The organism is Paenibacillus chibensis, from assembly GCF_004001045.1.
Taxonomy (GTDB): Bacteria; Bacillota; Bacilli; order Paenibacillales; family Paenibacillaceae; genus Paenibacillus_AQ; species Paenibacillus_AQ chibensis.
The window spans coordinates 121761-133681 of the sequence record NZ_BIMK01000001.1; the positions used below are offsets into that span (position 1 = coordinate 121761).

Sequence of the window (11921 nt, forward strand, 5' to 3'; positions counted from 1 at the left end):
GATTTGTACCCGATTATAGGGTCATATGATCTATTTTATCAAGAAATAAACTGAAAATCAAACATGTTAAGGGGAGCCGATGGCTCCCCTTTTTAGTTATATATGCAAATGAATGTGAGCCGTTGTCAAAAGTTTATTGACCTGTAAACAGCGGCACGATATCAATGCCTTCTGAAGTGATTTTCACCAATCCTTTGTCGGATAAACGGATTTCCGGAATCACGACCAGCGCCAGCAGAGACAAGGTCATGAAGGCATTGTTCAACGGGCAGCCCGCGTGAATCAACGCCTGGCTGATGCCTTCGGACTGGCGGGCAACCGTCTCGAACGGTTCGTTCGACATAATGCCTCCCACCGTTAGCGGAAACTCCGCGATGCCATCCTCCGTGAGCATCACGACGCCGCCCTGCATATCGGCAACCCTGTTGCCGGCGCGGGCCATCAGCTCGTCATCGTTGCCGATCACTGTGAGGTTATGGCTGTCATGCGCCACGGTCATTGCAATGGCCGCCGGCTTCTTGAAGCCGATCCCGGCAAGCACGCCCGCCGCATGGCCGCCGCCTTTGCCGTGACGCTCGAACACCGCCATTTTGCATAAGTCCTCGGCCGGGTTCAACTGCACGATGCCGTTTACCACGTCTACCCGGACCCGTCTTTCAATGGTCTCCACATGATTCTCAACCACTGCGATCGCGCGGATCTCCGCTTTCCCCTCGTCGATCGGCGCCCCGATGACAAAGTCCTCTGCTTGCAGCTTCCGGCCTAATTTGACCGTCCGGCATGCCTCAGCCGGAATATCATAACGCTCCCACTCGGCGGTCATTCGTCCGTTTTCGGCAACAATTCTGCCGGCGGCAATCGTCATCACGACATGGACGTCTGCCAAGTTGCCGTCCAGCAAAATAATATCCGCAAAGGCTCCCGGCACAATAGCTCCGATGTCGCGGGACACGCCGAAACGCTCCGCCGTGTTGATGGTCGCCATTTGGAATGCGGTGACCGGCTTGACGCCTTGCGAGATCGCGTGGCGCACGACAAAATTCATATGCCCTTCGTTCATCAGCGATTCCGAGCTGCGGTCGTCGGTTACCAGCAACATCCGGCGGGTATCGATGCCTCCCTCGGTATGCGCTTTGATGGTGGCGGCGACGTCGTGCCAGGCCGATCCCTGGCGCATTTTCGCATACATTCCCAGACGCACACGTTCGATCACGTCTTGGGCAGTCACACATTCATGATCGCCATTGACGCCGCTGGCCGCATATACAGGCAGACGCCAATCGTCGGATTTCCAGGTGAAGTGGCCGTCGGCGTGTTTGCCGGCCCGCAGCGTCGCCTGAATTTCACCGATCATTTTCTCGTCGCCATACACCACGCCTGGGAAGTTCATTACTTCTCCGAGGCCAATCATGTCATCCCCCCATGACAGAGCCTCAGCAACCTCTTCCGGTCCGATGAAGGCGCCTGTCGTCTCCAGTCCCGGATGGGTTGAAGGCACGCACGAGGCAACCTGCATATACGCGGCCAGCGGCGTTGATCTGGCCTCTTCCAGCATAAACCGCAGTCCTTCAAGCCCCAGCACATTCGAAATCTCATGCGCGTCAAAAAAGCCCCCGGTCGTCCCCAGCGGCAGCACCGCTCTGGCAAACTCCGTAGCCGTCATTTGCGTGCTTTCGATATGGCAATGGCCATCAAGCAGGCCCGGTGCAGCATATTTTCCACCGGCATCTACGATTTTCGTATCGTCGCCGATCGTATGGCTCACATCCTGCCCTACATAGACGATTCGGGCATCCTTAACCGCAACGGACATCCCCGGCAGGATTTCTCCGGATACCACATTCACCAATCTGACGTTTTGAATGACCAAACTTGCCTTGACATCTCCTCGTGCCGCTGCCACCAGCTCTGGCACGCATTCCGCGAAGGGACGTCTCTCCCATGCTGCTGTTTTCATGTAAACCCTCCATCATCTATATCCTTCTGTATATTGCCACGTCTTGCTTAGTTCACACCATCATACAACCGCTCGGGAAGAAAAATCAAATCTTTAAAATTTCTTAAGAGTTTCTTAGTAGGCATTTAAAAACTGATGGTTATGCTGATAACAATGGTACAAAACGAATAAACAGAAACGGAGATTGTGATATGAGAGCCATGAAGAAAAAAAACAAAATCAAACCTGCGATTGCGCTGGCGCTGCTTTTCGTCATCATCCTAGCCGTATCGGCTGTTCTGGTACGTTTTCCCCTTTTCAAAATTGATGCAACCGCCGCCGTGCTTATGGATGTACAGACCGGTAAAGTATATTATGAACATAACGCCTCTGCGGCCCTGCCTCCGGCAAGCATGTCCAAAATGATGACGGAGCTGCTCGTGCTCAAAAATATTCATGAGGGCCATAACGCATGGGACGAGCCGGTGACGGCAAGCCGCTATGCAGCCAATGTGACCGGTGCGGAAATCGGGCTGCGCCCAGGCGATACGCTCCCCCTTTCGACGATGTTCGAAGCGATGGTTATTCATTCCGCGAATGACGCGGCCATAGCCCTGGCCGAGCATATCGCAGGCAGCGAGCAGGCCTTTGTGGAGCAGATGAACGCGATGGCCCGTAACATCGGCTTGTCTTCCCATACTATATTTGCGAACGCAACGGGCTTGTCATCCGCCGATCTGACGCCTTTCCAATCGGCTGCCTCGGAAGGGGAAACGCAAATGACCGCCAAGGATCTGGCCAAAATGGCCCGTTATTTGATTCGCACGTACCCGGAAATACTGAAAGTAACCGAAAAAACGGATATATACATTCCGGAACTTGAGCTTACGCTGCACACAACCAATTCGATGCTGGCCGGGAGAGCGCTTCGCATACAACGGCAATGACGGCTTCAAAACCGGATATACCCAGCGGGCGGGCTACTGCTTTACCGGGACATCTGAAAGGGACGGCAAACGCTTCATCGCGGTGGTCATGGGAGCTTCAGACACCCAAAAACGCTTTGAGGACGCCGCCAAATTGTTCAACTACGGTTTCGACAACGGCAGCGGCGCAGTTCTCGGCAGATGGCTGAACCGGTCGGCGCAAACCGTCCATTAATGAAAGAAACGGCTTGGGGGATATGAAATGAGAAATATACTCGTCGTGGACGATGATAAAGAAATTGCCAATTTGATTTCCATTTACTTAAAGAATGAAGGCTTTGAAATCGTATGCGCCCATGACGGGGAGGAGGCGCTCGAGCTGTTAGGCCGTCCGGAGCAGGCATTTGATCTGATCGTGCTCGACATCATGATGCCCAAAGTGGACGGACTCGAAGTCTGCCGGCAGGTGCGCAGCAGCGCTTCGGTTATTCCGATCCTGATGCTCAGCGCCAAAACCGAGGATATGGACAAAATCCTCGGCCTCATGACCGGCGCCGACGATTATATGATCAAGCCCTTTAACCCGCTCGAACTGACCGTCCGGGTCAAAACGCTGCTGCGCCGGACGTTCCAATACAATTCGGAGTCGCGGCCGGCCGATGATTCGGTGCTCCGCATTCAAAGCGTCGAGATCAACCGCAGCACGCATCGCGTGACAGCCGACGGCACGGATGTGCAGCTGACCGGAAGGGAGTTCGATATTCTGGGTCTGCTTGCTTCGCATCCCGGCCGCGTCTTTAGCGCAGAGGAAATTTTCCAACGGGTATGGAAAGAAAAGTATTACGTGTCCAACAATACGGTCATGGTGCATATCAGCAATCTGCGCGACAAGCTCGAAAAGGAGCTTGGCTATAAGCTGATACAAACCGTGTGGGGAGTAGGTTATAAAATCGATGCGTAGCATGTTTAACAAGCTGCAGTGGAAAATCATTCTGCTGTTCTTTTTCAGCGTTGCCCTGACCTTTATCACGTTGTTTGTTTTGCGTACGGTACTCAACAACATGTACTATTCGAATTTCAAGCAGCTGTATCCCTTGGTGGAGAAAATCATCGGCCTGAACCGTGTCGTCGGCTTTTCGCTATGGCAGTCCGTTGTCGTTATTTTACTGTTTATTTTCTACGTCATGCTGCTGAGCTGGGGCACGACCCGGAAGCTAACACGGATCATTACCGGCGTCAAACGCATGACGGACGGCAATATGGATGAACGGATACAGGTCCGCTCGAATGACGAAATCGGCATGCTTGCGGATCAGATCAATGCGATGGCCAAGCAGCTGCAGCATTCCATCCATGAGGAACGTATGGCCACCCAAGCCAAAAATGAGCTGATCACGAATGTGTCCCATGATTTGCGCACCCCGCTGACATCGATTATCGGTTATCTGCGGTTGATCGAGGAGGACAAATACAAGGATGAAGTCGAGCTGCGGTATTACGTCAATATCGCCTATGAAAAATCCAAGCGCATGAACCGGCTGGTGACGGATCTGTTCGACTATACGCGAATGGGCTTCGGCCAAATCCCCTTGAACCGCACCTCCATCGATCTGGTTCAGCTGATCGGGCAGCTTACGGCGGAGTTTACGCTGCAGCTCCACCATCACAAGATGGAGATCCGGCTGGTCACGCCGCAGGAGAAGCTCTTCATTCATGCGGATGGCGACAAGATCATGCAGGCATTCGAAAACCTGATCACCAACGCAATGCGGTACGGAAAAGACGGCAAGCGAATCGAAGTCCATGTCGCCAGAGAGGGCAAACAGGGCGTCGTCCGGATTATCAATTTCGGCGCGCCGATTCCATCCATGGATTTGCCGTATATATTCGACCGCTTCTATCGCGTGGAAAAATCCCGTTCCGTCGATACCGGCGGCGCCGGCCTGGGCCTTGCGATCGTCAAAAGCATCGTCGAGCTTCACGAAGGCAGCATTTCAGCGGTCAGCTCCGCCCAGCAAACCGAATTTATCGTGCATCTTCCCCTCCAGTAATTACCGGCTCACCAAAAAGAGGCTTGCCCCAGGGTCTTCGTTCAGACCCGCAGGGACAGCCTCTTTTATTCGGCAGCGATTCTATCGCTTCAGCCAGGACAGCCATAGCGCTTCGTCATCCGATTTATGGTAGTGCTCCACCAGACGGTTCAAGCGTTCAAGCTGGTAACCATAGTCATACATGGTGGAGGCGACGATCGTCAGCCTCAGCCGGTACTCCGGCTGCCCGGCCGCATATTCGAGCACATGTTGGATGAAAGCATCACTTTCCTCCAGCAGCAGGCTCGATTCCACGCTCCCCGGCTTCAAGTTATCTTCGAACTTCAGCAGCACATATTCATGCAGCTTAATCAGCTTTTCCAGCTGCTGATCGAAAAACAGATCCAGCTCCGCTGACCGCTCGGACTGAAAATAATGCTCCTCCACCGCATCGAGCACCTCTCTGCCCTTGCGGAGCGTGTTCAGCATCTGTTTGTACACGACAAGATGCCGGGTCTGGCTGAATTTCGCGCGCTTCAGCTTCTTCTGCTCTTCCTCCAGCAGCTTGTACTTGTCCGACAACGATTTGATCGAATCCTCCAGCCCCCTTTTCTTATCCCGGAAAATGTTCTCTTTGATCTCGTCGGATATGGCGGTCCGCATCAAAAGCGACATCTGGTTGAAGGTGGACTGGATTTGGCTCGTAAACTGCATTTTCGGCTTCGGCGGAAATAGCAGGACGTTGATCAGGAACGCCGACACAATGCCGATCAAACTGAGCGAGAAACGGGTGAGGGCAAACTGCCACTGCCCGGATGCTTCCATGACTACAATGACCGTGACCAGGGTTAATCCGATCGTATCGCCCATTTTCAGCTTTAAACAAATCATAATGACAATAATACATACGAGACCCACTGCGATAGGCTCATTGGAAAATACCAAGCCCGCGATCAGGGCCAGCACGGCTCCCAGCGTATTGGTCTGGAGCTGATCCAGGAAATACCGCCAGGAACGGTATATGGACGGCTGCATCGCGAATATGGCGGCTACAGCCGATATAACCGGCGAGGATAAATGTAGCCACATGCTGATATATAGTGCGAGCGTGACGGCGATTCCCGTCTTCAGCATACGCGCTCCGAAAGTCAAGGCTGCATCTCCTCCATTCTATATCTAAAAGACATTAACAGCGTACTTTTACAGAAGGCCTCTTCACATCAATTTATGCATCAGCCGTCTGTCAATCATTCCTGTTATACGAAATATTACCCGCTCTTGAGCGTAATGATGCAATCCGGCGGCTCTCCCCCGTTTTTCCGGAACGGAGTATGATTTATCCATTTAAGCCCATAATAAATACAGAATATGAAAGAATAACCATAACATCAACGAGGTGACAAGATGAATCTATTCAAAAAAACACTTCTGGCCGGAGCTCTTTCCTGCGTTTTGGCCGCAGGAGGATTCTCCTTTGCTCATACAGCCGGAGCGGCTCCAGATACCCGTGCAGCAACGCCCGAAATGTCTCCCCCGGCTGAGAAAGAGAAGCAGGACGAAAGCCGCCACAGACGGCATGGGCATCATGGACGCAAATTCGTTCTGTTTAAGGATGCGGCTGCGCTGCTCGGTATGACCGAACAGGATCTGAAAAAGGAATGGAAGCAGGGCAAGTCGCTCCAGCAGATCGCCAAAGAGAAAAAGAACTGGGACGCCGAAGAATTCGTGCAAAAGCTTACTGCCGTCCAAAGCGCTAAACTCGACAGTGCGGTCAAAGCCGGTAAAATGACGCAGCAGCAGGCGGATCAGCTGAAGAAGAAGCTTCCGGGCTCCCTGAAACGCTTCACGCAGCATGTTTACCATCCGCATCAAGACCGCCGATTGCCGTCTACTCACTCTGAAATCTAATGCCTTACCGCACAAGAAAAACATCTATCGATGTACTTTCTCAGTAGACAGACCGCGTTCAGCGGCAGTTTTTCTTGCAATATCAGGAAGCCATGACACAGTAGCTTATACTTTCTGATATTATAATAAAATCCTAACGGCCTAGGCGTTAGGATTTTTGTTATGCGGATCTACAGGCTGCAGGATGGACACGTCGCGTTATCCCTTTTTAGGCTTCGTCTTTTCCTGAACCGGAATCGGCTCTTTGGGCGGATGATTCACGGGGACATCCAGCAGATCCAGCAGGAACATAAACACGGGCACGCCGAGAATGAGTCCCCATACCCCGAAGAAATGCTCAGAAACGATCAGTACGGCGAACGTATAAAAAATCGGCAGATGCGTTTTGTCCGACATGAACTTTGGATTCATGACATAGGCCTCGAAGGCGTGCAGGACGGCCACCATAATCAAGATATAAATTACCTTGGGAATCCCACCGATGCCGAAGGCGATCGCGCATAACGGGACGAGCGAAACGATAACCCCCATCACCGGAATCAGACCGAGCAGGAAGATCATCAGCCCCAGCGCGAACAGGTTCGGAAAGCCCATGATCCACAAAAACAACGTCGAGAAGCAGGCATTGATCACGGAGATCAGAAACTGTACTTCGATCACTTTTCCAAAGGAAAAGGTGAATTTTTTCCCGAAATAGGCAAGCTCATCGTATACATAGGATAGCTTGCTGGTTCTGAATTTTTCCGTGAAATTCGTCACTTTCTCTTTTTCAAGCATAAAGAACAAGCTCATGATAATGGCAAGGGCAATATTCAAGCTGAATTTGCCGATGTTCGAGATCGTATTGGACACCAGACTGTACCCCTGCTTAAGATAAGCAGCGAAATCAATCTTGTGGATGTAGTCCAAAATATAATTCATCACTTTATTGTCCGTTAGAACCAGCGGGTTACTGTAGAAGTAAATAACCTGCTTGATCAATCCGTTCAACTCGCCAATAAGCTTCGGGGCGTATTGATACGTACCGACCGATAACAGAGCAACGAAAACAGCGTAAATCAGGATTAGCGCTATTTTCCTGCTGATCCCCATCCGGTTCGTCAATCGGCGGGTCAGCGACGAATGAACCCGGTTGACAAGGTAGGTCAGGATGAATGTGATCAGGATCAGGTTCATCATGCTTCGGAATAAATAAAGAAACAGTACGAGCAGGATGAGTACCACGCCTTTTTTAACTGCGGGAAGGTGAAGAAATTCTTTCATAGACGTCATCTTTTCGCAACCAGACTCCTTTTAATCTCTAAAGTTTCTCTCCTGAATTTTGCAAAAGTCTCTATGACATCATATTACGCGAGTACACCATTTTCATGCAAGTTTTGTGGGCTCTTCAGCGTAAATCACATCCTATTTTTCGGATGTCTCCAGTATCGTTCGAACAAAGCGATGGAGATCATCAGCCATGTGGCGCTTGCCAGATAGCCTCCAAGGACGTCGCTCGGGTAATGGACCCCCAGATAAATCCGGCTGATGCCGATAAGTGCCGTAAGAGCCACGCCGGCCGCGATCATGACCATTCTCCATGCAAAGGAAGAAATATGCCTCCACAGCAGGAAGGTCAACGTGCCGTATAACGCAAAGGCCGCCATGGAATGCCCGCTGGGAAAGCTGAAGCCGGAAATCTCGATCAAGCGGTGCGTATGCGGTCTCTGCCGCTGAAACCAATTTTTAAGAATGATGTTCCACAGTTCGGAACCGCCCACGGATACCAAGAACAAAATCAATTCGCGGCGGTGCTTCAAAACAACCATCAGAAAGAAGAAAGCGACCACCGACAGAAGGGTAGCCATCAGCGACGAGCCGATAAAGGTGAAGAACTTCATGACCTTGGTCAGCCAGGGGCTCTCGAGGCCTTGGACCGCGGAAATGACCGCATTGTCAAACCAAGCAATATGATTCGTTTCGATACATATCGTGATCACGATAAATAGACAGCCCAGAATCAGGCTGGTTAGGGTCAGCTTTTTCAGCCGATTGCGCTTCGAATTCATCAATAGGGAATATCCTCCCAGCTTTTGGATTTATCCTTTCTATTATCCATAAAGCTTATCCCTTTGTCACGCTCGCAGTCTGTTTCTGCCCTAAAAATCCGCAAAAAAAAAGAGCACCGGCAGCGCCGGTGCTCTTTCGATGAGGTTGTCTTGTATGTAACAAGACTCTCGTCAGGCCTAGAAGCCTTTGTACTGTGGCTCTTCGTTTTCGAGCTGTTGAACTCTGCTCTCCACCTGCTGTACGATTTGCTGGGTTTGCTGGGCAGCGTTGGTGAACAGGTTCTTGGCTTCTTGGTTCTGCGTGCTCAGCGCGAAGGTTTCCAAGCTGGCTTGTGCGCTCTTCAGAGAAGCGAGAGTCGTTTTAACCTGGGAAGACACTGTCATGGTTCGTTCTCACCTCCTTTGCAGAATAAGTACGAAAATTAATCTAACCTGCACGAAGTGAAAAAATTCATAAAAATCATGGGAGAAGTAAATAATTTGATTATTCAGACTGAAATGGAGGTTATGCAAAATGCCGGAATGGGTCGAGGTCATTACCCGTACTTTGGCAGCCGTCGTCGTGTTGTTCGCCCTAACCCGATTGCTCGGAAAAAGGCAAATATCCCAGTTGTCCTTCTTCGAATATATAACGGGCATCACGATCGGGGATCTGGCTGCGACCATCTCGCTGGACGTGAAGGGGACATGGTATCTGGGGATCATTTCCTTGTCGGTATGGGTGCTTGTATCGCTCGGCATTGAGTTTCTGCAGCTCAAAAGCAAGAAAGCGCGCGATTTCATCGACAGTAAAAGCACCGTTTTGATCAAAGACGGAAAAATCCTCGAGGACAACCTGAAAAAGGAACGCCTCACCAACGAGGAGCTGTTGGAGCAGCTCCGGGGCAAGGACGTCTTCAAAGCCGCCGAGGTCGAATTCGCGATCATGGAGCCAAACGGCGAAATCAACGTGCTTCTCAAAAAGCAAAACCAGCCTCTATCCCCGACACATCTGGGCATCCAGGTTGGTCCCGAATCGGAGCCGCAAACGGTCATCCTCGATGGCAAAGTGATGGATGAGCCGCTGGCAACCCGGGGACTCAACCGCAAATGGATTCATACGGAGCTTGAAAAAATCGGCGTTTCGCTGGATAACGTATACGTCGGTCAGGTCGACAGCTATGGGCAATTATATGTTGATCTGTTTGACGATCAAATCAAAGTACCCGAGCCGCAGCAAAAGGCAACCCTGTTTGCCGAATTAAAAAAATGCCAGGCGGATCTGGAAATGTTCGGCCTTTCGACGGACCGGCCGGAGGCAAAATCGTTGTACGAGCAGTGCTCCATTCAGCTTGAGCAGGTGATCTCTGACGTCAGGCCGCTATTAACGCGTTAGGAGGGAAACACATCGTGGTCAGTAAAACGAAAAAGAAGCTAACCCCTGTGCAGCAGGAGTATCAGGCACTCGCCAAAAAACGCGAGCCGAGCAAGTTCACGTTCAAAAATCTCTACCGGGCTTTTCTGGTCGGCGGGCTGATCTGCCTGATCGGAGAAATCGTCCAGCAGTCGTTCGTCCATTTCGGCGGCTACTCCGTGAAGGAAGCTTCCAGTCCGACCGTAGGCGTCATGATTCTCATTTCGGTCATTCTGACCTGCTTCGGGGTATACGATAAAATCGCCCAATGGGCGGGCGCGGGTACGGCCGTACCCGTTACGGGTTTTGCGAACGCCATGGCCTCCGCGGCGATTGAATACCGCCGGGACGGCATCGTCCTCGGCATTGGCGGCAGCATATTCAAGGTTGCCGGACCGGTCATCGTCTTCGGCACGGTCGCCGCGTTTGCCGTCGGCATCGCCTACGTTATTTTCGATCCCAACATTGTAGGAGGTTGAACCGATCATGCTGAAAGGCCATCAAAGCTGGATTTTTGAAAACAAGCCTTCCATCCTCTCGGCCGCCACGTCGGTGGGCCCTTTCGAAGGGCAAGGTCCGCTCGCGGAGGATTTCGATATCGTTCATAGAGAACTGTATCTCGGACAAGACAGCTGGGAAAAGGCGGAGAAGGCTTTTCTGGAGGAGGCGGCCAAAATGGCAATCCAGCATGCCGGATTGACCGAAGGCCAAATCCAATTTCATTTCGGCGGCGATCTGATGAATCAGATTATTTCCAGCAGCTTTGCCGCCCGCACGCTGACGATTCCTTATCTTGGTTTGTTCGGGGCTTGCTCCACCTCCATGGAAAGTCTCGCGCTTGCTTCCTATGTAGTCAATTCCGGCGGGGCCAAGCATACCTTGGCGGCAACCTGCAGCCATAACGCCAGCGTGGAGAAGCAGTTCCGGTATCCGACCGAATACGGATCGCAAAAGCCTCCTACCGCCCAGTTTACGGTCACGGGCGCGGGCGCGGCCGTCGTCGGGCAGGAAGGGAACGGTCCTTACGTCACCTCCGCCACCATCGGACGGGTCGTCGATATGGGCATCAAGGATCCCTTTAATATGGGCGCCGCGATGGCGCCGGCTGCCGTTGACACGATCGAGGCGCACTTCCGCGATCTGCAAATCGAGCCCGGCTATTACGACCTGATCGTTACGGGGGATTTGTCCAAGGTCGGTTATGAAATCGCCTGTGATTTGTTCAAGAAGCATCAATTTCCGATCGAGCAGACGACCTATTCCGATTGCGGCATGATGATCTACGACTACGAAACCCAGAACGTTCAATCCGGCGCGAGCGGCTGCGCCTGCTCGGCTGTTGTCACCTACGGCCACCTGCTGAACCGAATGCGCCGCGGCGAGCTGAACCGGATATTGGTCGTCGCCACCGGTGCGCTGCTCTCCCCGCTTTCCTTTCAGCAGAACGAGACGATCCCCTGCATTGCGCACGCGGTGTCGATTGAACGCGAGAAATAACGAAAACACGTGAAAAACAAGGCTGTTCCCATTCTCCTGTGGGGAGACAGCCTGTTTTTTTGCCGATTCTTAAAACTGCATTAAAAATTTTCCTCCACAATTTATGTCTTCTTAAGGATTATTTCAGCCGAATCTGGTAAAGTGATACCCATAAGTGTTATTGTTCATATCAAAGGAGGAGTT

At 51.8% G+C, this 11921-nt stretch carries 13 protein-coding genes and 1 pseudogene; 9 read left to right on the forward strand and 5 right to left on the reverse strand.

From position 1 onward, the window contains the following. Window positions 1-133 precede the first annotated feature (133 nt). The gene (locus tag PCH05_RS00615; protein WP_127599604.1) at window positions 134-1957 is read right to left on the reverse strand and encodes an adenine deaminase; all 1824 of its coding nucleotides are present in this window, start codon (window positions 1955-1957) and stop codon (window positions 134-136) included. 200 nt (window positions 1958-2157) lie between these two features. Here PCH05_RS00615 and PCH05_RS00620 point away from each other — a divergent pair, with 200 nt between their 5' ends. The 5 genes and pseudogenes from PCH05_RS00620 to PCH05_RS00635 all read left to right on the forward strand — a co-directional run bounded on the left by PCH05_RS00620 (window position 2158) and on the right by PCH05_RS00635 (window position 4913). Then, window positions 2158-2883, forward strand: coding sequence for a D-alanyl-D-alanine carboxypeptidase family protein (locus tag PCH05_RS00620; RefSeq protein WP_164766491.1), 726 nt, complete (start codon window positions 2158-2160; stop codon window positions 2881-2883). Beyond that, a pseudogene (locus PCH05_RS28070) lies at window positions 2840-2932 on the forward strand (hypothetical protein); the annotation flags it as partial. The gene PCH05_RS00620 and the pseudogene PCH05_RS28070, both read left to right, overlap by 44 nt. A gap of 39 nt (window positions 2933-2971) precedes the next feature. Then, complete coding sequence (locus tag PCH05_RS27860) at window positions 2972-3097, forward strand: hypothetical protein (protein ID WP_281278726.1); 126 nt, start codon at window positions 2972-2974, stop codon at window positions 3095-3097. Between the two features lie 27 nt (window positions 3098-3124). After that, window positions 3125-3823 (forward strand): response regulator transcription factor, encoded by a 699-nt coding sequence (locus PCH05_RS00630; protein WP_127599610.1) that lies wholly within the window; start codon window positions 3125-3127, stop codon window positions 3821-3823. A gap of 1 nt (window position 3824) precedes the next feature. Beyond that, entirely contained in the window at window positions 3825-4913 is a 1089-nt protein-coding gene (locus PCH05_RS00635) for a sensor histidine kinase (RefSeq protein WP_246049306.1), read from the forward strand. An 81-nt stretch (window positions 4914-4994) separates the two neighbouring features. Here the strand turns inward: PCH05_RS00635 and PCH05_RS00640 are convergent, their stop codons facing one another. Then, window positions 4995-6044: an aromatic acid exporter family protein gene (locus tag PCH05_RS00640; RefSeq protein ID WP_127599614.1), complete on the reverse strand. Its 1050-nt coding sequence runs from the start codon at window positions 6042-6044 to the stop codon at window positions 4995-4997. A gap of 252 nt (window positions 6045-6296) precedes the next feature. Here PCH05_RS00640 and PCH05_RS00645 point away from each other — a divergent pair, with 252 nt between their 5' ends. Then, a complete protein-coding gene (locus PCH05_RS00645) occupies window positions 6297-6800 on the forward strand; it encodes a CDK-activating kinase assembly factor MAT1 (protein ID WP_127599616.1) in 504 nt (167 codons plus the stop codon). A 198-nt stretch (window positions 6801-6998) separates the two neighbouring features. Here the strand turns inward: PCH05_RS00645 and PCH05_RS00650 are convergent, their stop codons facing one another. The 3 genes from PCH05_RS00650 to PCH05_RS00660 all read right to left on the reverse strand — a co-directional run bounded on the left by PCH05_RS00650 (window position 6999) and on the right by PCH05_RS00660 (window position 9232). Then, complete coding sequence (locus tag PCH05_RS00650) at window positions 6999-8063, reverse strand: AI-2E family transporter (RefSeq protein WP_307719493.1); 1065 nt, start codon at window positions 8061-8063, stop codon at window positions 6999-7001. A gap of 134 nt (window positions 8064-8197) precedes the next feature. Beyond that, window positions 8198-8848: a phosphatase PAP2 family protein gene (locus PCH05_RS00655; RefSeq protein ID WP_127599954.1), complete on the reverse strand. Its 651-nt coding sequence runs from the start codon at window positions 8846-8848 to the stop codon at window positions 8198-8200. Between the two features lie 177 nt (window positions 8849-9025). After that, entirely contained in the window at window positions 9026-9232 is a 207-nt protein-coding gene (locus PCH05_RS00660; RefSeq protein WP_127599620.1) for a DUF1657 domain-containing protein, read from the reverse strand. A 130-nt stretch (window positions 9233-9362) separates the two neighbouring features. On the opposite strand from PCH05_RS00660, the gene PCH05_RS00665 reads away from it, so the two are divergent. The 3 genes from PCH05_RS00665 to spoVAD are packed head-to-tail and all read left to right on the forward strand — an operon-like array spanning window position 9363 to window position 11738. Beyond that, the gene (locus PCH05_RS00665) at window positions 9363-10223 is read left to right on the forward strand and encodes a DUF421 domain-containing protein (RefSeq protein ID WP_127599622.1); all 861 of its coding nucleotides are present in this window, start codon (window positions 9363-9365) and stop codon (window positions 10221-10223) included. A 14-nt stretch (window positions 10224-10237) separates the two neighbouring features. Then, window positions 10238-10720: a stage V sporulation protein AC gene (gene spoVAC / locus PCH05_RS00670; RefSeq protein WP_127599625.1), complete on the forward strand. Its 483-nt coding sequence runs from the start codon at window positions 10238-10240 to the stop codon at window positions 10718-10720. Between the two features lie 7 nt (window positions 10721-10727). After that, window positions 10728-11738, forward strand: coding sequence for a stage V sporulation protein AD (gene spoVAD, locus PCH05_RS00675; protein WP_127599627.1), 1011 nt, complete (start codon window positions 10728-10730; stop codon window positions 11736-11738). The last annotated feature ends 183 nt before the right edge of the window (window positions 11739-11921 follow it).